Below are 20056 nucleotides of genomic sequence, written 5' to 3' on the forward strand. Positions count from 1 at the left end.
CCGCATGTCACATTGCGGGTGAGGATCCTGCCCCAAGCCTTAAAATCCAAGCCTTCAAATCCAAGCCTTCAAGTAAAGCTCAAGCAAGAAGCACATGTTCAAACGAATTCTGATCGCAAATCGCGGCGAGATCGCCTGCCGGGTCATCAAGACTGCGCGGCGCATGGGGATCGAAACGGTAGCCGTATATTCCGAGGCCGACCGCGATGCGGTTCATGTCGAAATGGCCGATGAGGCGGTGCTGATCGGCCCGCCAGCCGCGGCCGAGAGTTACCTTGTGATCGAGAAGATCGTCGAGGCCTGCCGCAAGACCGGGGCGCAGGCCGTGCATCCCGGCTACGGCTTCCTGTCCGAGCGCGAATCCTTTCCGCGCGCGCTGGCCGAGGCGGGCGTCGTCTTCATCGGTCCGAACCCCGGCGCCATCGCCGCGATGGGCGACAAGATCGAATCCAAGAAGGCCGCCGCCAAGGCCAAGGTCTCGACGGTGCCGGGACATCTTGGCGTCATCGAGGACGAAAAGCATGCGGTCAAGATCGCCGACGAGATCGGCTATCCCGTGATGATCAAGGCGTCCGCCGGCGGTGGCGGCAAGGGCATGCGCATCGCGCATTCGAAATCCGAGGTCGCCGAAGGTTTCAACCTGGCCAAGGCCGAGGCCAAATCCTCGTTCGGCGACGACCGCGTCTTTATCGAGAAGTTCATCGTCGATCCCCGCCACGTCGAAATCCAGGTGCTGGGCGACAAGCATGGCAACGTGATCTATCTCGGCGAGCGCGAATGTTCGATCCAGCGCCGCAACCAGAAGGTCATCGAGGAGGCGCCGTCGCCGCTGCTCGACGAGAACACCCGCCGCAAGATGGGCGAGCAGGCGGTCTCATTGGCCAAGGCCGTGAATTATGATTCCGCCGGCACGGTGGAATTCGTCGCCGGCCAGGACAAGAGCTTCTACTTTCTGGAAATGAATACCCGCCTGCAGGTCGAGCACCCCGTCACCGAACTGATCACCGGCATCGATCTGGTCGAGCAAATGATCCGCTCCGCTGCCGGCGAGAAGCTTATCATCGCGCAGAAGGACGTCACGCTGACCGGCTGGGCGGTGGAATCGCGCGTCTATGCCGAAGATCCGTTCCGCAATTTCCTGCCCTCGATCGGCCGGCTGGTGAAATATCGCCCGCCCGCGGAAGCGAGCCATGACGGCATCACGATCCGCAACGACACCGGCGTGCAGGAGGGCGGCGAGATCTCGATCCATTACGATCCGATGATCGCCAAGCTCGTGACGCATGCGCCGTCGCGGGCGGCCGCAATCGAGGCGCAGTCGACGGCGCTGGATTCGTTCTATATCGACGGCATCCGACACAACATTCCGTTCCTCTCCGCGCTGATGAGCCATCCGCGCTGGCGCGAGGGCAATTTGTCCACCGGCTTCATCGCCGAGGAGTTCCCGAAGGGATTTGCAGCGCGGCCGCCCGAAGGCGAGATCGCGCGCCGGCTTGCGGCGGTCGGGGCTGCGATCGATCACGTGCTCGGCGAACGCAAGCGGCAGATTTCCGGCCAGTTGAACGGTCGGCTGGTGCAGCGCGAGCGCCGCCGCGCGGTGTGGCTCGATCGCGCGGAAATCGCGCTCGACGTCGCGCGCGAAGCCGATGGAATCGCGGTGCGCTTCATCGGCGCCGACGATCTGCCGGGCAATCCGCATCAATTGGTCTCGAACTGGACTCCGGGCGAGCCGGTCTGGCAGGGCACCATCGATGGCCATTATGTGGCAATGCAGGTGCGCGCGATCCCGAACGGCATCCGCCTGGCGCATCAGGGCTTTGAAGTTCCGGTCAACGTCTTCACCGAGAGCGAGGCGGCGGCCGCCCGGCTGATGCCGGTGAACTCGGCGGCCGATACCGGCAAGAAGCTGCTGTGCCCGATGCCCGGTCTGGTGGTGTCGATCGCGGTTGCCGAAGGGCAGGAGGTCAAGGCCGGCGAAACGCTGGCCGTGGTCGAGGCGATGAAGATGCAGAACGTGCTGCGCGCCGAACGCGACGGCACCGTGAAGAAGATTCACGCCGCCGCCGGCGCCACGCTCGCGGTGGATGCGCTGATTTTGGAGTTTGCGTAACCCCCGGAGCAATCAAGCCGTCATTGCGAGCGCAGCGAAGCAATCCATAGAACAGCCAAGCAAGAATGGATTGCTTCGTCGCTAACGCTCCTCGCAATGACGAGACACGGAGGAAATCTCGATGGCCTTCCAACAACGCCGCGAAAAACTGCGATCCATCCTCAACGGATCCGCCTGCATCCGCCCGGGTTCGGTTTACGATCCGGTTTCCGTCCGTATCGCCGAAGATCTCGGCTTTGAACTTGGCATGTTCGGCGGCTCGGTGGCCTCGCTGGCGGTGCTCGGCGATCCTGACATTGCGCTGATCACGCTCACCGAACTCGCCGAACAGATGCGCCGGATGTCGCGGGCCGCTTCATTGCCGGTGCTGGTCGACGCCGACCATGGTTACGGCAACGCGCTCAATGTCCGGCGCACCGTGCAGGAACTGGAAACCGCGGGTGCTGCGGGCCTGACCATCGAAGACACGCTGCTGCCGCAGGCTTTCGGCGTCTCGGAGCCGCAGCTGATCCCGCTCGAAGAGGGCGTCGGCAAGATGAAGGCGGCGCTGGACGGGCGCAGCGATCCCGCGCTGGTCATCATGGGCCGCACCGGAACACGCGGCGGTGGCCCGTCGGCGGCGAGCTTCGAGGAATGCCTGGTGCGCGCGAAGGCCTACAACGCCACCGGCGTCGATGCACTGTTCTTCACCGGGCTCACGACGCGCCGGGAAGTCGAGGCGATTGCCGCGGTGACGACGCTGCCAATCGTGCTCGGCAACCCCCAGGGCGAACTCGATGATGCGGCCTTTCTCGGAAGTCAGCGGGTGAAGATTGCGCTGCAGGGACACACGCCTTTCGCCGCCGCCACGCAGGCCGTCTACGAGACGCTGAAAGCACTGCGCGAGGGAGCCTCGCCGAAGAATCTCAAAGGCCTCGCATCGTCTGAGTTGACCGGCCGGGCCATGCGCGAAGCCGATGTGAAGGCGCGCAGCGCCGAATTTCTCGGGCTGAAGAAATAGATGACCGGCGCGATCCGCCATGTCACGGTCACGGGCCGGGTACAGGGCGTCGGCTACCGTGCCTGGGTCGCGGACGAGGCGATGACGCGTGATGTAGAGGGCTGGGTACGCAATCGCAGGGACGGCAGCGTCGAGGCGCTGTTCGCGGGGCCTGCGGATGTCGTCGCCGACATGATCGCAGCGTGCCGGCGCGGGCCGCCATTGGCGCGGGTCGACGCGGTAAGGGAAGAGGACGCCCATCCCGACGCGCTGAAACTGCTGCGGCCAGGGGAGCGGTTCTCGGTGTTGCCGACGATCTGACATTGGCGCGGATCAAGTTCGTTGCCATAGTCGCCACGGGCCGAAACCCGCCAACGAGGTGATCCATGAAACCGCCAACTTCCGAACGCGATTGGAGGCGTGTCCATCATTCGCCGATGTTCTGGGTCGGCCTCGTGCTGTGCCTGGCTGCGATCGCGATCTATCTGTGGTCGGATGATCTGTCGTGGCGGCCGGGGACGCGATAGCGTCCGCGCTGGCGAGGGACGTGCGGCCAAGTCCGGGGTCAGTGACCCTTGCCCATGTAAAGCTGATAGATCGTGATGATGACTTCGAACGCGATCAGCCCGACGATGATGAGTTCGAGGCGCAGGGTTCGGCGCGTGTCGATGATATCGGCAAGGGTGTTGGCGGTCTCCGCGACCACGGCAAGCTTCCGGTTGAGGGCATCGAGGCGCTCCTTGAGTTCGTATTCGTCTTCAAGCCGGGCGTAAAGCCGCTCGAGGTCGGGACGATCCCACAGCACGTCAGGCTTCTCTCCGATCGCGACACGGCCGGATACCCTGTGCTGGACCAGCAGGGCGCTTCCGATCAGTTGCATGATCCCTTTTCGATCACGGCGGGTTCGTCCGTGATCTGCCAGCTCTTTGGCAAACGGTTCGATGATCTCGAATACCTTCGCCACTTCGCGTTCGTCGTGCGCCAGCACGACGCTCTTGGCCAGCACGTCGGCAACGACAAGGAGCCTTGCCGGCGACATGTCGCGCAACTGTATGGGTCCGCCGGACTGGACCTGATCCTCGGCCTCGCCGGAAAAGGCGAGAATGGCGGCTTCCTCTTCGGGACGCGCCAGTTTGCCGTCGATCCGGCGTTTCAGCGTTTCCAGGAAGCGGCTGTGTTCTTCCGGCGCGAGGCCGATCAGCACCGCCACGCCGTAGCGAAACAGAACCGCGACGCCGCTCGTGCCAACCCTGATCGCGAGCGGGATCGCCGAGAGCGCCTCTGTTTCGAAGCCGATCGTATTGATGCGGTCGCCAACATGCAGCGCGTGCACCGTCACCCGCGTCCCGATTTCAGCGGGAATGAATTCGGGTTTGGTCATCTCGCCGTCTCCTCGAGGCCGATGCTGGCCGGCGGAGATTACGCGTGTTCGATGACAGGCGCGATGCGATATCGGCTTATGCGGTCGCGCGAATCGGAGAGGGCGGCGCATCGATGTGCCGGTACTTGTGTTCCGACGACATCACCAACCGATAGGCTCTCAGCTTGGGACCCTGCCAGGCATCGAGAAGCTGGCCGCAGGTCGTGCATTCAATCCGGCCCGGCCGTCCGATCGGTGAACTTGATTCCGCGACCTCATAAGCCGACGCGCAGGATGGGCAGGTGAAATCTGATATTTTCATGGGGAACCTGACAGTGTTTTCCGCAGCTGCGATTGTTCGGGATCAATGTGGCGCCACAAGGATTCAGCTTGACGCAAGCCGCATAAAATTTGGGCGCACGCGCTAAATCCGGCCGCTATGGCAGCAGGGCTGACATGCAGAACTATATGTGGATGGTCTCGCCAAAGACCTTGATGCGCACACGCGCGCGCTAATGCACCAGCTTCCGTTTGACGGGCGGCAGGTCTGGATCGTGCTGGATCGAACCGGTTTCGACATATCGCAGGTTCAGCGATGAATAGACGATGCTACGATTGCGGCCGAGACGCTTGGCTTCGTAAAGCGCGACGTCGGCTTCTCCGACCAGCGCAGCCTCACCAGGCGTCGAACCCGTCCGGCTGGCGATGCCGGCGCTGATGGTGACGAAGCCACGATTGGCGGCGGTGTTGGGAAGGCCGAGGGCGCGCACGGTCAGCCGGATCGATTCGGCGACTTTCAATGCATCGTCTTCGGAAATGTTCGGCAAAACGACGGCGAATTCCTCGCCGCCATAGCGCGCGGAGAGGCCCGATGTATTCGAGGTCGCATCGCCGATGGCGCGGGCAACGGCCTGCAGGCAGCGGTCGCCGGCCTGGTGTCCATAGGTGTCGTTGTAACCCTTGAAGTTGTCGATATCGAACAGCAGCACCGAAATCTCTTCGCAGGTCTCAAACTCGCGCGCCAGGAAGCCGTCGAAGGTGCGGCGATTGGTCAATCCGGTCAGACCGTCGGTGGCCGCAAGCCGGGTCAGGCGGCGGTTGAGCAGGTTCAGCTCATCTTCCATCCGCTTGCGTTCCGTGATGTCGCGCAGCACCCCGACAAACTCGGCCTCGGCGGGATTGTCGCGTTCCGATGCCTGCTTGAAGTTGCTTTCGACCCATACGATCGATCCGTCGGCACGGTAGGTCCGGAACTCGGTTGTGCTGACGGCGCCCGAACCGTTCAGCCGCGCGCTCGCGGCCATCACGCCTTGCTTGTCCTCGGCGTGGACCATGTCGAAGCAGGATTTGCCGACGAGGTCCTGCGGGCGAACGCCCAGCATCTGTTCGACCGAGTGGGACACATAACGAAGCGTGCCGCGGCCATTGAGCAGGATCACGACGTCGGCGATATTGTTCGCCAGCAGGCGATAGTGCTGCTCGCTCTCCCGCAGCGCGCGTTCGGTCCTGACGCGAAAATTGAACTGCGCCGAGAGCAGGGCAGCGAGCAGGATGATCACGCACAGCAATACCACCGCCACGATCGCATCCGTGCGCAGGTCCATCGACCAACTGGCGAGCAGCCAGTCTTCGGACATGGCCACCGTAACGAGCAGCGGATAACGCGGCGCCTGCTCGTAGCCGAAATACTTTACGATGCCGTCGAACGGTGACGTGATCTTGTAGTATCCGGCCGAGCTCCGTTTGAGGTGTGTCGTGAACAGGTCCAGTCTGGAAAGGTCGGTGCTCTGGCTCGAGAACGGCCAGCGGGACATGACGACGCCGTCATTCCGCAGCAGGCTGATGCCGCCGTCCGGGCCGAGCTGGAAGGCGCGGTAGAAGCCACTGAAATAGTCGCTTTCGATCGCGGCCGTCAGCACGCCGCCGAAACTGCCGTCCTCCTTGCTGATGCGCTTCGACAGCAGGATCGTCGGCCGCCCGGTGAAGCGCGACAGGATCGGTTCGCTGATGCGCAGCGTCCTGTCCGCACTGTCGCGATGATAGGCGAAGTAACCTCGGTCGCTATTGTTATAGCGCGGCGTTTCCGGCAGCGACGAGTAGCGCCAATTGCCTTCGGTATCGAGGACGCCGATCTCGCGTATTTGCGGCAGCGCGGCCGCGGTGTCGGCCAGATGTTTGTTGAAACGTTCCGGCACCGGGTTTCGGTATTTGAGCAAGTCGACCATGCCGCTCATCGCGATGTCGACCGCCTGGATGGTGTGCCCGGCGTGCTCGGCCAGCGAGTGGGCGAGGTTTTGAATGTCGGTGGAGCCGCGCGACAGCGCCGCCGACTTGGCTTCGAGCGCCTTCCAGACCACGACGCCCAGGATGCATGCCGTCATGACCAGTGCAAAGAACACCACGACCATCCCCGGCGTGATCCGCCGCAGGAGGCCGCTTTGGTTTGCGAGGTGTCGGTCGGGCATCTTCCGCCTGATGGGGGAGTGCCAAATCATTCTGACCGGCAAGCTAAATGCGTGGCCGGAATCTAGCGGCCAATAGGTGGCGATGCGGTTAATAAGCCGGTCAGGAAAACAACGGAGAAGCCGGCATTTCGGCCGGGATGCCGGTGGAACCGGGACGGCGCGGCCCGCCGGTCACCGCGGCAATTTTGCGATCGCCTGGCTCAATTGATGGATCTCATATGGCTTGCGGAGGATGGGAAAATCGCCGCGCACGTTCAAGGCGGCATCGCTATAGCCGGTCGCCAGCAGAATGGGCAGCTGGGGCCGCATCGCCTTGAGGCGGCGCGCCAGGCCGAGGCCGTCCAGTTTGCCCGGCATCACGATGTCGGTGAATACGAGGTCGATCCCGTCGTGCTCGATCTCGCGCAGGGCGGCCTCGGCATTCTCTACCCTGCGGACGGTGTAGCCGAGTTGTTCGAGCAGGCTGGTGCTGACCGCGGCGACTTCCGGATTGTCATCGACCAGCAGCACGGTGCCGCTTCCACCGGATTCGACGACGCTGACCTCGTCAACCGGCAGACCGCCATGCTGTCGCGGCAGCAGAATGGTGATCTTCGTACCCTTGCCGAGTTCGCTGGCAACTTTGACCGTTCCGCCGGCCTGATGGATGAAACCGTGCACCTGCGAAAGACCCAGTCCGGTGCCCTTGCCGATCGGTTTGGTCGTAAAAAACGGATCGAATATCTTGCTCAGCACGTCAGGCGCGATGCCGGTGCCGGTATCCGTCACGGAGATGGCGACATAGTCGCCGCTATGAGCTTCCTCGATCAGCCTGGTGTTGTCGGCAGCGATCTTGATGATTCCTCCGTCGGGCATGGCGTCGCGCGCGTTGATCACGAGATTGACCAGCGCGGTCTCGAGTTCGGTGATATCGACCATGACCGGCCAGACGCTGCGGTCGAGGTCGAATTGCAGTGTCACCGTGCCGCCGACGCCGGTGTGCAGAACATCGCGCACCGACTTGATTCTTTCGGTGACATCGACCGTTTGCGGATTGACGCTTTGCCGCCTGGCGAATGTCAGCAGCTGGCTGGTCAGGGCTGCGCCGCGCTTTGTCGCCCCGTCGATAGCGGCCAGTGCGCGCTGCATTTTGGGATCGTCGGAGACGCCCTTCCTGAGCGTATGAAGGCTGCCGCTGACGATCATCAGGAGATTGTTGAAATCGTGCGCCACGCCGCCGGTGAGCTGGCCGAGCGCGTCCAGCTTCTGCGATTCCGCCAGCTGCGCCTGCATCTGATCGAGCTTGAGCTGGGCCTCGCGGCGTTCGGTGATGTCGCGGGTAATCTTGGCAAAGCCGACCAGCCGGCCATCCTCGTAGATCGGGTCGATCACCACGCTCGCCCAGAAGAAGGTGCCGTCCTTGCGGACGCGCCAGCCGTCCTCCTCATAGCGGCCGGTTTCGCGCGCGATGCGCAACGCGCGCGTTGGCTTGCCGTTGGCGCGGTCGGGCTCGGTGTAGAAACAGGAGAAGTGCCGGCCCAGGATCTCCGCCGGCGAATAGCCTTTGATGCGCTGACCGCCGATGTTCCAGCTGGTGATGATGCCGGTGGGATCGAGCATGTACAGCGCGTAGTCGGCAACCCCCTCCACCAGAAGCCGGAAACTGCGTTCGCTCTCGAACAGATTCCGCTGCTGTCGTTGGTCTATTTCGGACATCTAAACCCCTAACCTAGTGGCCGAAACGCGCGGGGTGCCGGATGGTTCCGGGCAATGGACAAGTTTTAGGGACATTTTAGCTCGGGCGCGATCGGGCAGGGCACGTTCGGGAACGTGCGGGACGCCGCGGACGGATGGTGGCCCGTTACTCGCGTGGAGGGTCTTGACGTCTGTCCAGAAATATCTGATATTTCTGTCATGACAGAAACAACCGAAAAGAAGAAACTCCCGGCCGCCGTCGAACGGTTCATCCTGCACTGGGGTGACATGGGGGACGAGTGGGGCGTCAACCGCTCGGTCAGCCAGATCCACGGCCTGCTGTACCTCGCCGAGGCGCCGATGACGGCCGAGGATATCGCCGAGACACTCGGCATGGCTAGGTCCAACGTCTCCAACTCCATCAAGGAGCTGCTGTCCTGGAACCTGATCCGCCGGGTGCCGATCCTCGGCGACCGCCGCGATCATTACGAGGCGGAGACCGACATCTGGGAAGTGGCGGCGCGGATCGCGTCCCGTCGCAAGGAGCGCGAGATCGACCCCGCGGTCGATGCGCTGCGCGCCTGCGTTTCTGATGCCGCCGACGATCCGACCATCAGCGAGGTCGCGAGCAAGCGGCTGAGGGAGATGCTGGAATTCACCGAGCTGGTCGACCGCTGGTACATGCAGATGCTGAAGGTGCCGCGGCCGAGATTGGTCGCCCTGATCAAGCTCGGCGAAAAGATCGTCAGCTTCCTGCCGATGGGAAAATCCAAATAGCGCGGGGCAAATAATACTGGGAGTGGGTGGGAGTAACGGAGCGTTCGATGGCATCAGCAATCAGGATCTCAAGACTTCCGGCGTCTCATCCGCATCACAAGCCTTCCGGCGACATACTGCTCGACGATAACAGGTTTCACGCACTGCTGTCCGATGCCGATTGGGGGCGATTGCCGTTGGCGATCTGGCGGCGTTTCTCGAAGCGCCACGTTGATGGTGCAACCGTCGTCTATGTCGGCGAGGTCGAGGAAGCCTATTTCAACAGGATTGGCTGGTGGCTCGCGCAGTTGGCGCGGCTGGTCGGCGGGCCGCTGCCGACCAGGGCCGAGACCGGCGTCCCGATGGTGGTGACGGTGACGGAGGACGCAGCGAGCGGCGGCCAGATCTGGACCCGCATCTGCGCCCGCTCACACGGATTTCCGCAGGTCATTCACTCCTCGAAACGCTTCGCCGGGCCGACCGGGCTCGAGGAATATGTCGGCCACGGCATCAGCATGGCGTTGCGGATCTTCGTCGAGCACGAAGCGCTGGTGTTTCGCAGTGTCGGTTACTCGTTCCAGGTCGGGCCGCTGCGGCTGGCGTTGCCGGATTGGCTGACGCCGGGCGATCTCACCGTAACCCATTCCGATCTCGGCGGCGGCACGTTCCGCTTCACGCTCGATATCGTTCATCCGCGCTTTGGCAGGCTCATTCGTCAGTCCGCCGTGTTCCGGGAGGCCGCGTCATGACATCGTTGCTATGGACCCTGATTGCCGTTCAGATCGCAATGGGCGTGTTCGACACGTTCTATCACCATGAGCTGACCGAGCGGCTGGCCTGGCGCCCGTCGCAGCGCTACGAACTGCAGCTGCACGGCGTGCGCAACATGGTGTACGCGTTCCTGTTCCTGGTGCTCGGCTGGCTGGAAGTCTACGGCATCCTTGCGATGCTGATCATCGCGGTGCTGGTGGCGGAAGTCGTCATCACGCTACTGGATTTCGTCGAAGAGGACATGAGCCGGAAGCTGCCGGCCAGGGAGCGCATCAACCATACGCTGCTGGCGATCAATTACGGCGCCATCCTGGTGCTGCTGCTGCCGGTTCTGATCGACTGGGCGATGCAGCCGACCGGGGTCAAGTCGGCCTATACGGGGTGGCTCAGCATTATCGCCGCGGCGGCCGCCGTCGGTGCGGCGCTGTGCGGATTGCGGGATTTTACCGCGGCCCGGCGTCTCGGACGGATGACAAGCGCGCCTGCGGCTGGCCTCGTGGAGAAATTGCCTGATAGCCAGACCGTGCTCGTCACCGGCGCCACCGGTTTCATCGGCAGCCGTCTGGTCGCAAGCTTGACCGCGTCAGGTCATCAGGTGATTGCGCTGGTCCGTAACCCTGCGAAAGCGGAACTGTCGCCGCCGATCACCCTGATCACGAGCCTCGACCAGATTCCAGCGGATGCCAAAATCGACACCATCGTCAATCTCGCCGGAGAGCCGATCGGCAACGGTCTGTGGACGGAGACAAAGCGCCGCAAGATCCTCGAATCCCGGATTCAGATGACCGGCGATGTCGTTGATTTGATTGGCCGTCTCGAACGCAAGCCAAAGGTGTTGGTCTCCGGCTCCGCGATCGGCTGGTACGGTCTGTGGCAGGATCAGGTGCTGACCGAGTCCGCCACATCCCACGCCTGCTTCAGCCATGAATTGTGCGACGCCTGGGAGCGTGCGGCGAGCCCGGCGGCCGAACATGGCGTGCGTGTAGCCTATCTGCGAATCGGCCTCGTGATCGGAACCGATGGCGGCTTCATCACGCGCATGCTGACGCCGTTCGAGTTCGGCCTCGGCGGACCGCTAGGATCAGGCAAGCAATGGATGTCGTGGATCGAGCGCGACGACCTCGTGCGCCTGATCGCCCATGTGATCGCCAGCCCCGGCATCTCAGGGCCGATCAACGCCACCGCGCCGATCCCGGTCACCAATCTGAAGTTCACCGAAGAACTCAGCCGGCGGCTGCATCGTCCGGCCGTGTTCCGGATTCCGGATGCATTGCTGCGTTGGGTCGGCGGCGATTTTGCCAATGAGCTTCTGCTCGGCGGGCAGAGGGTGCTGCCGAACAAGGCCCTGATGAACGGATTCAAGTTCCGCCACGAAACGCTGCGCAGCGCGTTCGACGCGATCTTGTGAAATGCGCGGATACTTAAGTGCTTGCGCGGGAAACCGTAACCACGCCGCGAAACGTCGCCGCCAATGTCCGCAGCGCGGCGAGCTTTGCCGGGTCGCTGACCTTCGAGTGTAACATCACCTTCGATGCGCCAAGTGCCGGCAGGTTCTGTGCTATTCCGATGTCGACCAGCCCAGCCGGCGCGATCCTCCGGGCCAATGGCGCGACTGCCAATCCGGCTTGGGCCGCCGCGACCACCGCCGTGACGCCGCCGCCGACAAAGGCTTCGATCCAGGGGATGCCGGCCTTGTCGAGCGCGCGGACGGCGATGGCGCGGACGCCGCAGGGCGGTGCCAGCGTCGCCAGTTGCAGGGCGTCGCCGCGCGGCCAGACGAAGCGCGGCGCGGCGAACCAGCCGAACTCATCCTCGGTCAGTTGCTCGCCGCCGCGGCGGCTGCCTTCCTGCCGGACCACCACGGCGTCGAGTTCGCCGGCATCGTAAGCATCGAGCATCGCCCGCGAAAAGCCGATCGTGACCGCCAGCGACATCTGCGAGGACATCGCATGCAGCCGCTCCAGCAGCGGCACCAGTTCGGGGCCGGCGGCGTGATCGCTGATGCCGAGCGACAATTGCTGCCGCGCCGGCGTTTCGCCCGATAGCGCGCGGTCATGCGCCTCCATCAGGACGCGGGCATGGTGCAGGAATGCCGTGCCGTCGGCGGTCAAGGTCACCGCGCGCGGCGAGCGCTCGACCAGCCGCTTGGCGAGCACGCCTTCCAGCCGCTGCAGCTTCAGGCTGACCGCGGCCTGCGTGGTGCCGAGCGCCTCGGCAGCGCGGGTAAAACTCTGCAGTTCGGCGACCAGCAGGAAGGCCTGAACGGTGTCGATATCCAGCGTGGCCATGGCATCATCACTAATAGTTATCACTGTTATGAAGATAGATAAGATACCAAAATGATGCGGACAGGTCTAGGTGTGGGGAACGCAAACGACACCACGGAGAACCATCATGCCGCTGATCACCGTCACTTATTCGAGCTTTCACAAGGCGCCTTCGCTAAAGGCGGAAATCGCTTCCGCCGTCAGCGATCTGACCGCAAAAATCCTGCGCAAGGATCCCAGGGTCACCGCGGTGATCGTCCGCGCGGTCGATGCCGCGGACTGGTTCGCCGGTGGGAAGTCGCTGGCCGAACAGAGCCTCGCCAGTTTCTGGCTCGACGTCCATGTCAGCGAGGGCACCAACACCAAGGACGAGAAGGCCGCTTATCTGGCCGCGGTGTTCCAGCGCATGGGCGAACTGCTCGGGCCGCTGCACCACGAGAGCTACGCGCATGTCGACGAAGTAAAGGGCGATGCTTACGGGTTTGGCGGCCTGACACAGGAGCGGCGCTACATCGCGATGAAGCTCGAGGTGTCGCCGCAGCAAGAGGCGGCGTAAGTCCTAGTCTAGACAGTCGCTTCCGGCAGGCGGGCCTTCGTTTCGCCGAACACGTCCTCAAAGGCCTGCCGGAGCGCGACGTCGACGTCTTCCATCGTCACGGGCAGGCCGAGATCGACCAGCGAGGTGACGCCGTATCTGGGATCGGCGACGCCGCAGGGGATGATCGCAGAAAAATGCGACAGCTCCGGCTCGACATTGATGGCGATGCCGTGGAACGAGACCCAGCGCCGCAGCCGCACGCCGATCGCCGCGATCTTGTCCTCATGGACGGGTCCCTTGTCCGGCCTGCTGACCCAGACCCCGACCCGGTCTTCGCGGCGTTCGCCGCGCACGTTGAAGGCGGCGAGCGTGCGGATGATCCATTCCTCGAGACCGGCGACATAGGCCCGCACGTCCGGCCGCCGGCGCTTCAAATCGAGCATCACATAGGCCACCCGCTGGCCGGGGCCGTGATAGGTGAGCTGGCCGCCGCGCCCGGTCTCATACATCGGAAACCGCGGGTCCAGCAGATCGCCGGCCTTGCCGCTGGTTCCGGACGTGTAAAGCGGCGGATGTTCCAGCAGCCACACCAGTTCGGGCGCTTGCCCGTCCGCAATCGCGGCCGCCCGCATCTCCATCTCGGCCACGGCCTCAGGGTAGGGCACCGGTTTGGCCGCAATCCGCCATTCGACCTCGCTGCCGCCAGGCGGTCGCGCGAATGTCGTCAAATCAAGGCCTTGGCGGTCGCTATTAACCATTGGCTAACCATAACGTGGTCAGGTGAAACCACCCAATTTTGTCCAAGATCTAGTCCAAGTTTGGCGGTTTCGTAGTGGCCACTCTCGATAAAGTCAGCGTCGATCTCATGGTGGTGCTCGGCACCACCACGATGCCTATCCACCAGGTGATGCGGCTGTCCCGCGGCGCCATCATCGAACTGGACGCCACCGAGGCGGACGAGGTCAAGATCCTCGCCAACAACCTTCCGGTGGCTTCCGGCGTGGTCCTGGTCGATCGCAACCGGATTGCGGTCGAAGTCAAGCAAATGCTGCCGAAATTACCGGGTGTTAGGTAGTTATTCGGTCGCAAAACCGCCTTGTCCCTCCATCTCTGATTTGTTACATCGGCGCCGTTGATCCGGCAGGCCACAATCCTTCCAGCCGGTATCCCAAGCGCTCGTGGCGGAATTGGTAGACGCGCTGCCTTGAGGTGGCAGTGAGTAAAATCGTGGGGGTTCGAGTCCCTCCGAGCGCACCACAAAATCGTGCAGTTTGGGCCCGACCCAATCGATTCGGTGAGATCAGCGTGATTCTTCGCAGCGCCGCAGGGGCGAAACAGTTGGGAATCGCCAGGGCAGGCGGAAGTAGCCTTGCTGTTACACCGTTCGCGTAAAACAACAGGGCATCGCCGGCTACCCGGTCCGAGGACCGCAATTCGGCACTTCCAAATCCATCCGGAGCACGTGAATGGTTTTCCTGGGCTACGCCTATCGATTCGTCTCCAACTTCGTGTTCCTGGCGCTGGTCTACTTCGCCCTTAACTTCCTGGACAAATATCCGCAGCGCGCGGTGGTGGCGATCCTCGTGCTGGTTTATGCCGCCATGCACGCGGCCTCGGCGCTGCGTTCGTTCTATTTCTTCCAGCGCATTGAGCGATTGGAGATCGAGGCGCGGCGTCTGGCCAAGGTCGCCGCCGAGGGGCCGAGCGCGGCCGCGGCCGCCGCGGCCTCGCGCAAGCAGATCGTCTCCGAGGTCAGCGGGCTTCGCCACGCCGGCGAGATCAAGGCCTATATCGACCTGCTGTTCCTCGCCCTCGTCATACTGCTCTGCATCGCCAAGATCGTCACCAACTAGCCGCTTGCGCCTTCGGGCCACCGCTTTTTTGTGCTCTACTCCGTCAGCATAATAAAAATCGGAGCACGATTCCAATGACGGGCAGACCCAACTCCCTGGCGGCACGCGACGTCGCCTCGCTCATCCATCCCTATACCAATCTCGACAAGCACAAGACCGACGGGCCGCTCGTCATCGCGCGCGGCGAGGGCGTGTATGTCTACGACGAAACCGGCAAGCGCTATCTCGAGGGCATGGCCGGGCTGTGGAGCACGTCGCTGGGCTTCAGCGAGCCGCGCCTGGTCGAGGCCGCGCGCCGCCAGATGGAGCAGCTGCCGACCTACCACATCTTCAACAGCCGCTCGACCGAGCCCAGCATCGAGGCCGCCGAGGAACTGCTCAAGATCGTGCCCAAGGGGCTCGGCAAGGTGCTGTTCGCCAATTCCGGCTCGGAGGCGAACGACCAGGCGGCGAAGATCGTCTGGTTCTACAACAACGCGCTGGGCCGGCCGCGCAAGAAGCGCATCATCGGCCGCGTGCGCGGTTATCACGGCATCACGGTGTTTTCCGGCAGCATGACCGGGCTGGCCGCCAACCACGTCGAATGGGATCTTCCGGTCGGCGGCATCCTGCGCACCGACTGCCCGAGCCACTATTTGTACGGCCGCCCGGGCGAGAGCGAGGCGCAGTTCGTCGATCGTCTCGTCGCCAATCTCGAGGACATGATCATTCGCGAGGGGCCGGATACGATCGGCGCCTTCATCGCCGAGCCGGTGAACGGGGCAGGCGGCGTCATCGTGCCGCCGGCCGATTATTTTCCGCGCATCCAGCAGGTGCTGCGCAAATACGACGTCCTGATGATCGCCGACGAGGTGATTTGCGGCTTCGGCCGCACTGGAGAGATGTTCGGCTGCGATACGTTCGGCATCGAGCCCGACATCATGACCGTCGCCAAGGCGCTCTCCTCGGCCTATCTGCCGATCTCGGCCACCATCATCAGCGACACCATCGCCGAAACCATCACCGCCCATGCCGGCAAGGTCGGCAATTTCGCCCATGGCTTCACCTATGCCGGGCACCCGGTCGCCGCCGCCGTCGCGCTGGAAACGCTGCGCATCTACAAGGAGCGCGACATCGTCAGCCAAGTGAAAGCGCTGGCGCCACATCTGCAGTCGCGGCTGCGCGCGCTCGGCTCGCATCCGCTGGTGGGCGAGGCGCGCGGGGTCGGCCTGATCGGCGCGCTGCAACTGGTCGCCGACAAGGCTACACGGCGGCCGCTGCCACCGGCCGAAGGCATCGGCGCATTGATCCAGCAAGGGGCGATGGCGCGCGGCGTCATCGTGCGCGCCGGTCCCGATGCGGTGTTCGTCTGCCCGCCGCTGATCATCACGGCGCAGCAGATCGACGAGATGATGGACGCGGTGGCGGCGGCGCTCGACGAAGCGCACGCCGTTGCCGAGCAACGCGGTTTGCTCGGCCGTGCGCAGTCGGCGGCGGGCTAGCGCTTTTTCAGGCCGGCCATGCGGACCGCGTTCTTCTTGGCCGGCTTGACCTGCGCCGCATGTTTGGCGGCGCCCTTGCCGCCATGTTTTGCGTGCTTGCCGGGGCGTGCGGCCTGCTTGGCGGACACTTCGTGCGCGGCGGGCGCGGTCGGCTCGAGCTTGCGTGCGGATGGCGGCGAATAGAGCATCGTGACGCGGATCGATTCCGGAAGCTTGAACACGCTGGACGCCGGGACCGGCAGCGCGGGCGGGTCAAGCACCAGCGTCACCTGCTGCGACCACAACGCATCGCGCAAGGCGCGCCGTTGCACGCGGTCCGCAGGCGCCGTATTGCGCCAATCGGAATGAGACAGCGCGGGCGCGGGCAGGGCCGCGGTCGCGGTATAGGCGAAATTCGGAATTTTGGGCCAGCGTGACGTCGCCACCTGCTCCGATACCGGATGCAGTTGCCATTGCGACGGCTCGGTCGGCGTCGCCGGCCGGTCCGGCGTCGCGGGCACGACATGGACCAGGCGGTAGCCGCGGGCTTTCAGATCGCTCAGGATTCGCGGCAGGGCGGCGACGGTGCGCGCCTGGATATCGTGCAGCAGCAGGATGCCTTTGCCCTTGGCTTCGAGCCGCTGCATCGCGAGATCATAGACGCGCTGCGACGAGACCGGGCGCCAGTCGTCGGCGGGAAAATCGGCGCTCCAGATTTGCAGGCCTTTTGCTTCCGCATAAGCCTCGATGACGTCGGAACGGCCGAGGCCCGGAATGCGATAGAACGGCGCCGGCGCGGTGCCGTCGCCGAGCGCGGCCGTAATCGACGCAATGCCGTCCTCGATTTCCTTTTGGGCGCGATCGAGCGGCAGCTGGTTCATGTTCCCAGGATGGTTCTGGGTATGGGTGGCGATGGTGTGGCCGGCATCGCGCATCTTGCGCACGCCTTCGGGATTGGCGTTGGCCTGCCGTCCGACCAGGAAGAAGGTCGCCTTCGCGCAATGGGCGGCGAGGATATCGAGGATCTGGTTGCTATATTTCGGCAGTGGACCGTCGTCGAAGGTCAGCACCACCTCATGGTCTTCCAGCGGCAGCGTCTTGGCATATTGCATGGTGCCGATCAGGGGATATTGCCGCGGGTCGACCACCAGCGTGCGCGACGTGCCCAGCGCATCGGGATGGCCGGGGCAATTGGCGGCCGGCGCGGCCTGCGCCGTGGTGCCGGTCAGCATTCCCAAGAGAACTGCGGCTGAAATTGTGGCTGAAATTGCGGCCGAAAAAGTAATCGATGCCCGCTGACGGAGCCCCATACCTGCGTTAGCGATCATAAAACCCCGGCTTCATTCCCAATCGAATGTTGGTCCCTGCGGACCGGTATTCGGTTCACTCGAAAAATGCCTTGTTTGCAATCCTTAACGGCGGGCCATGAATGCCGCCTTAATAGCCGAAATACCACACTTATTTCGGGTTTTGGACAGCTCTGGCGTTGGCCGCTGAGGCTGCCGGGACCAGATGGACCACGCGGTAGTGGTTTAGGCGCAGATAGCGCAGGAAAGCCGGCAGCATCGCCGCGGTTTGCGCCTTGGGATCGTGCAGCAGGATGATTCCCTTGCGGGCGGCCTGCAGCCGCTCGGTGAGCAGCTTCAGCTGCTGGGCCGGTTTCATCGGCTCCCAGTCGCTGGCCCAGAGGTCGGCGCCGAACACGGATATGCCGCGGTTCTGCAACAGGTCCAGCGTCGCCGGCGTCATCTCGAAATAGGGATAGCGAAAGAACGGCGTAGTCGGGGTCGTTGTGCTGGTCCCGTGCAGCGCCTTTTCGACCGCCGCAAAGCCCTTGTCGATCTCAGCCGTGGCCGCATCCGGCTTGAGGTATTTGATGTTGGGATGCGACCAGGTGTGGTGCCCGACCGTGTGGCCAAGGGCTGCAATCCTGCGCACCAGTTCCGGGTGCGCCGAAGCAGACCTGCCGATCAGGAAGAAGGTGGCGAGCACGCACTCGCGTGCGAGCGCGGCCAGCACCCTCGGCGTCGTGCCCGGCCACGGCCCGTCATCGAAGGTCAGGACCACCTCACGATCTCCAAGCGGCAGGGTCTGCGGAAAGCTCTTCAGCCCGACGCGCGGTGAGGTAGCGACATCGACGCGCAGAACCCGTGAGGTGCCGAGCGCGTCCTTGTGCGGGCATTCGGCGGCCTTGGCTGCAGCCGTCCACACCGTCGCGGCCGCGATGGCTGTGCAGAGCGTCCTGGTGAATCCTGGGGTCATCAGCCGTTGTGCATCTTTAGCATTGCGCTTGGCGTTGCCGATTGGGTAATGCGTGCAGCGATAACTCAAACGCAAGTTCTGTCAAACCCGGTGAGGCAAGGCATGGCCGAGGATATCGACGTTGCCACCGCCGCCGCGCGGCCTGTTGACGGGTCCGCGCTCGATCCCGCCTTGATGCGGGATGAAGAGGGCCACATCCGACACGAATTCGTCGAGGAAATCACCCGCGCCATCAAGGCCGCCGATCGCCCGTCGCTTTCCGAGTTCGTGGCCGAACTGCACGAGGCCGATCTCGGCGATGTGATCGGCGCGCTCGAACCCGACGATCGCGTGGCCCTGGTCGAATTGACGGGGACCGATTTCGACTTTTCCGCACTCAACGAGGTCGACGAAACCGTTCGCGAGGAAATCCTCGAAGAGCTCGAACCGGAGACGGTCGCCGAAGGCGTTCGCGAACTGGAATCGGATGACGCCGTCGAACTGCTCGAAGGCCTCGACGAGGAGGACCAGGAAGAAATCCTCGAAAAGCTGCCGCCGTCCGAGCGCGACGCGCTGGAGCGCAGCCTGCTGTATCCGGAAAACTCCGCCGGCCGGCGGATGCAGTCCGAATTCATCGCGGTGCCGCCGGACTGGAACGTCGGGCAGGCGATCGACTACATGCGCGACACCCCGGACCTGCCGGACCGGTTCTATGAAATCTACGCGGTCGACGCCAACCAGCACTGGCAGGGCGCGGTCTCGCTCGACACGTTGCTGCGCGCAAGGCGGCCGGTGCCGCTCGCCGACCTGATCGAGGAAGACCGCCGCCGCGTCTCCGTGCTCGACGACCAGGAAGAGGTCGCGCGGATGTTCGGCAAATACAATCTGGTCGCAGCCCCCGTGGTCGACACCACCAACCGGCTGGTCGGCGTCATCACCATCGACGACGTCGTCGACGTGATCGAGGAAGAGGCCGACGAAGACTTGAAGGCGCTCGGCGGCGTCACCAGCGACGAAGAATTGTCCGACAGCGTCTGGACCATCGCGCGCGCCCGCTTCAACTGGCTGCTGGTCAATCTGGCGACCGCGTTCCTGGCATCCTCGGTGCTCGGCCTGTTCGAAGGCCAGCTGGAAAAGATGGTGGCGCTGGCCGTGCTGGCGCCGATCGTGGCGAGCCAGGGCGGCAACGCCGCGACCCAGACCATGACGGTGGCGGTGCGGGCGCTGGCGACCCGCGAACTTCATTCCAACAACGCGCTCCGCGTGGTCCTGCGCGAGGCGATGGTCGGTCTCGTCAATGGCCTCGCCTTTGCCGTGATCACCGGCGTCGCCGCGGTGGCGTGGTTCAAGATCCCCGGCCTCGGCGTCGTGATCGGCCTTGCGATCGTCGTCAACCTGATCGCCGGCGCGCTGGGCGGCATCCTGATCCCGATGGTGCTGGAGCGGGTGCGCGCCGACCCGGCGGTGGCCTCCGGCACCTTCGTCACCACGATCACCGACGTGGTCGGCTTCTTCTCGTTCCTCGGCATCGCCACGCTGTGGTTCGGGCTGAAGTGAGCGCTCGGCACGGGAAAGTATCGTT

At 63.8% G+C, this 20056-nt stretch carries 20 protein-coding genes and 1 tRNA gene; 13 read left to right on the forward strand and 8 right to left on the reverse strand.

Annotation, left to right across the window (positions count from 1 at the left end; translation table 11 throughout):
- The first annotated feature begins 94 nt into the window (after nt 1–94).
- From JQ609_RS05110 to JQ609_RS05125, 4 genes are all read left to right on the forward strand, one after another.
- Nucleotides 95–2110 carry an acetyl/propionyl/methylcrotonyl-CoA carboxylase subunit alpha gene (locus tag JQ609_RS05110; RefSeq protein WP_212272231.1) on the forward strand — a complete coding sequence of 672 codons (2016 nt, stop codon included), beginning with the start codon at nt 95–97 and terminating at the stop codon, nt 2108–2110.
- A gap of 121 nt (nt 2111–2231) precedes the next feature.
- Complete coding sequence (locus JQ609_RS05115; RefSeq protein WP_212272232.1) at nt 2232–3110, forward strand: oxaloacetate decarboxylase; 879 nt, start codon at nt 2232–2234, stop codon at nt 3108–3110.
- The gene (locus JQ609_RS05120) at nt 3111–3410 is read left to right on the forward strand and encodes an acylphosphatase (protein ID WP_212208956.1); all 300 of its coding nucleotides are present in this window, start codon (nt 3111–3113) and stop codon (nt 3408–3410) included. It begins immediately after the preceding gene.
- 65 nt (nt 3411–3475) lie between these two features.
- Nucleotides 3476–3616, forward strand: a complete 141-nt coding sequence (locus JQ609_RS05125; RefSeq protein ID WP_212034879.1) for a hypothetical protein — start codon at nt 3476–3478, stop codon at nt 3614–3616.
- Nucleotides 3617–3654: 38 nt separating this feature from the next.
- Here JQ609_RS05125 and JQ609_RS05130 read toward each other — a convergent pair whose 3' ends face one another.
- The 4 genes from JQ609_RS05130 to JQ609_RS05145 form a co-directional block, all read right to left on the reverse strand.
- Nucleotides 3655–4470 (reverse strand): RMD1 family protein, encoded by an 816-nt coding sequence (locus tag JQ609_RS05130; protein WP_212272233.1) that lies wholly within the window; start codon nt 4468–4470, stop codon nt 3655–3657.
- A gap of 76 nt (nt 4471–4546) precedes the next feature.
- Nucleotides 4547–4771: an MJ0042-type zinc finger domain-containing protein gene (locus JQ609_RS05135; protein WP_212272234.1), complete on the reverse strand. Its 225-nt coding sequence runs from the start codon at nt 4769–4771 to the stop codon at nt 4547–4549.
- A 190-nt stretch (nt 4772–4961) separates the two neighbouring features.
- A complete protein-coding gene (locus JQ609_RS05140; RefSeq protein ID WP_212272235.1) occupies nt 4962–6914 on the reverse strand; it encodes a diguanylate cyclase in 1953 nt (650 codons plus the stop codon).
- Between the two features lie 171 nt (nt 6915–7085).
- Complete coding sequence (locus tag JQ609_RS05145) at nt 7086–8609, reverse strand: PAS domain-containing sensor histidine kinase (protein WP_212272236.1); 1524 nt, start codon at nt 8607–8609, stop codon at nt 7086–7088.
- A 198-nt stretch (nt 8610–8807) separates the two neighbouring features.
- Here JQ609_RS05145 and JQ609_RS05150 point away from each other — a divergent pair, with 198 nt between their 5' ends.
- The 3 genes from JQ609_RS05150 to JQ609_RS05160 are packed head-to-tail and all read left to right on the forward strand — an operon-like array spanning nt 8808 to nt 11523.
- Nucleotides 8808–9365, forward strand: a complete 558-nt coding sequence (locus tag JQ609_RS05150; protein WP_212272237.1) for a GbsR/MarR family transcriptional regulator — start codon at nt 8808–8810, stop codon at nt 9363–9365.
- Between the two features lie 47 nt (nt 9366–9412).
- The gene (locus JQ609_RS05155) at nt 9413–10093 is read left to right on the forward strand and encodes a DUF4166 domain-containing protein (RefSeq protein ID WP_212272238.1); all 681 of its coding nucleotides are present in this window, start codon (nt 9413–9415) and stop codon (nt 10091–10093) included.
- Nucleotides 10090–11523, forward strand: coding sequence for a TIGR01777 family oxidoreductase (locus JQ609_RS05160; RefSeq protein ID WP_212272239.1), 1434 nt, complete (start codon nt 10090–10092; stop codon nt 11521–11523). Before JQ609_RS05155 ends, JQ609_RS05160 begins: the two co-directional genes overlap by 4 nt.
- Before the next feature lie 13 nt (nt 11524–11536).
- On the opposite strand, the gene JQ609_RS05165 is transcribed toward JQ609_RS05160, so the two are convergent.
- Complete coding sequence (locus JQ609_RS05165; RefSeq protein ID WP_212272240.1) at nt 11537–12403, reverse strand: LysR family transcriptional regulator; 867 nt, start codon at nt 12401–12403, stop codon at nt 11537–11539.
- A 106-nt stretch (nt 12404–12509) separates the two neighbouring features.
- Here JQ609_RS05165 and JQ609_RS05170 point away from each other — a divergent pair, with 106 nt between their 5' ends.
- The gene (locus tag JQ609_RS05170) at nt 12510–12938 is read left to right on the forward strand and encodes a 4-oxalocrotonate tautomerase family protein (RefSeq protein ID WP_212272241.1); all 429 of its coding nucleotides are present in this window, start codon (nt 12510–12512) and stop codon (nt 12936–12938) included.
- Nucleotides 12939–12946: 8 nt separating this feature from the next.
- On the opposite strand, the gene lipB is transcribed toward JQ609_RS05170, so the two are convergent.
- Entirely contained in the window at nt 12947–13678 is a 732-nt protein-coding gene (gene lipB, locus JQ609_RS05175; protein WP_212272242.1) for a lipoyl(octanoyl) transferase LipB, read from the reverse strand.
- Between the two features lie 74 nt (nt 13679–13752).
- Between lipB and JQ609_RS05180 the strand changes: the two genes are divergently transcribed.
- The 4 genes from JQ609_RS05180 (at nt 13753) to JQ609_RS05195 (ending at nt 16254) form a co-directional block, all read left to right on the forward strand.
- The gene (locus JQ609_RS05180) at nt 13753–13995 is read left to right on the forward strand and encodes a FliM/FliN family flagellar motor switch protein (protein WP_074276133.1); all 243 of its coding nucleotides are present in this window, start codon (nt 13753–13755) and stop codon (nt 13993–13995) included.
- A 97-nt stretch (nt 13996–14092) separates the two neighbouring features.
- Nucleotides 14093–14177, forward strand: a tRNA-Leu gene (locus JQ609_RS05185).
- Between the two features lie 209 nt (nt 14178–14386).
- Nucleotides 14387–14773, forward strand: coding sequence for a hypothetical protein (locus JQ609_RS05190; RefSeq protein WP_212208967.1), 387 nt, complete (start codon nt 14387–14389; stop codon nt 14771–14773).
- Between the two features lie 74 nt (nt 14774–14847).
- Nucleotides 14848–16254 (forward strand): aspartate aminotransferase family protein, encoded by a 1407-nt coding sequence (locus tag JQ609_RS05195; protein WP_212272243.1) that lies wholly within the window; start codon nt 14848–14850, stop codon nt 16252–16254.
- On the opposite strand, the gene JQ609_RS05200 is transcribed toward JQ609_RS05195, so the two are convergent.
- Together JQ609_RS05200 and JQ609_RS05205 are read right to left on the reverse strand one after the other, a co-directional pair.
- Complete coding sequence (locus JQ609_RS05200) at nt 16251–17465, reverse strand: polysaccharide deacetylase family protein (RefSeq protein WP_249127675.1); 1215 nt, start codon at nt 17463–17465, stop codon at nt 16251–16253. The genes JQ609_RS05195 and JQ609_RS05200 overlap by 4 nt on opposite strands.
- 226 nt (nt 17466–17691) lie before the next feature.
- Nucleotides 17692–18495 (reverse strand): polysaccharide deacetylase family protein, encoded by an 804-nt coding sequence (locus tag JQ609_RS05205; protein WP_212272245.1) that lies wholly within the window; start codon nt 18493–18495, stop codon nt 17692–17694.
- Between the two features lie 102 nt (nt 18496–18597).
- On the opposite strand from JQ609_RS05205, the gene mgtE reads away from it, so the two are divergent.
- Complete coding sequence (mgtE, locus tag JQ609_RS05210; RefSeq protein ID WP_212208971.1) at nt 18598–20031, forward strand: magnesium transporter; 1434 nt, start codon at nt 18598–18600, stop codon at nt 20029–20031.
- The last annotated feature ends 25 nt before the right edge of the window (nt 20032–20056 follow it).

Source organism: Bradyrhizobium sp. AUGA SZCCT0169 (assembly GCF_018130085.1).
Taxonomy (GTDB): domain Bacteria; phylum Pseudomonadota; class Alphaproteobacteria; order Rhizobiales; family Xanthobacteraceae; genus Bradyrhizobium.

Bases quoted from the DNA above. Each gene is read 5' to 3' on its own strand.
- JQ609_RS05110 (WP_212272231.1), top strand. From the start codon at position 95: ATGTTCAAACGAATTCTGATCGCAAATCGCGGCGAGATCGCCTGCCGG.
- JQ609_RS05115 (WP_212272232.1), top strand. From the start codon at position 2,232: ATGGCCTTCCAACAACGCCGCGAAAAACTGCGATCCATCCTCAACGGA.
- JQ609_RS05120 (WP_212208956.1), top strand. From the start codon at position 3,111: ATGACCGGCGCGATCCGCCATGTCACGGTCACGGGCCGGGTACAGGGC.
- JQ609_RS05125 (WP_212034879.1), top strand. From the start codon at position 3,476: ATGAAACCGCCAACTTCCGAACGCGATTGGAGGCGTGTCCATCATTCG.
- JQ609_RS05130 (WP_212272233.1), bottom strand. From the start codon at position 4,470: ATGACCAAACCCGAATTCATTCCCGCTGAAATCGGGACGCGGGTGACG.
- JQ609_RS05135 (WP_212272234.1), bottom strand. From the start codon at position 4,771: ATGAAAATATCAGATTTCACCTGCCCATCCTGCGCGTCGGCTTATGAG.
- JQ609_RS05140 (WP_212272235.1), bottom strand. From the start codon at position 6,914: ATGCCCGACCGACACCTCGCAAACCAAAGCGGCCTCCTGCGGCGGATC.
- JQ609_RS05145 (WP_212272236.1), bottom strand. From the start codon at position 8,609: ATGTCCGAAATAGACCAACGACAGCAGCGGAATCTGTTCGAGAGCGAA.
- JQ609_RS05150 (WP_212272237.1), top strand. From the start codon at position 8,808: ATGACAGAAACAACCGAAAAGAAGAAACTCCCGGCCGCCGTCGAACGG.
- JQ609_RS05155 (WP_212272238.1), top strand. From the start codon at position 9,413: ATGGCATCAGCAATCAGGATCTCAAGACTTCCGGCGTCTCATCCGCAT.
- JQ609_RS05160 (WP_212272239.1), top strand. From the start codon at position 10,090: ATGACATCGTTGCTATGGACCCTGATTGCCGTTCAGATCGCAATGGGC.
- JQ609_RS05165 (WP_212272240.1), bottom strand. From the start codon at position 12,403: ATGGCCACGCTGGATATCGACACCGTTCAGGCCTTCCTGCTGGTCGCC.
- JQ609_RS05170 (WP_212272241.1), top strand. From the start codon at position 12,510: ATGCCGCTGATCACCGTCACTTATTCGAGCTTTCACAAGGCGCCTTCG.
- lipB (WP_212272242.1), bottom strand. From the start codon at position 13,678: ATGGTTAATAGCGACCGCCAAGGCCTTGATTTGACGACATTCGCGCGA.
- JQ609_RS05190 (WP_212208967.1), top strand. From the start codon at position 14,387: ATGGTTTTCCTGGGCTACGCCTATCGATTCGTCTCCAACTTCGTGTTC.
- JQ609_RS05195 (WP_212272243.1), top strand. From the start codon at position 14,848: ATGACGGGCAGACCCAACTCCCTGGCGGCACGCGACGTCGCCTCGCTC.
- JQ609_RS05200 (WP_249127675.1), bottom strand. From the start codon at position 17,465: ATGCTGACCGGCACCACGGCGCAGGCCGCGCCGGCCGCCAATTGCCCC.
- JQ609_RS05205 (WP_212272245.1), bottom strand. From the start codon at position 18,495: ATGACCCCAGGATTCACCAGGACGCTCTGCACAGCCATCGCGGCCGCG.
- mgtE (WP_212208971.1), top strand. From the start codon at position 18,598: ATGGCCGAGGATATCGACGTTGCCACCGCCGCCGCGCGGCCTGTTGAC.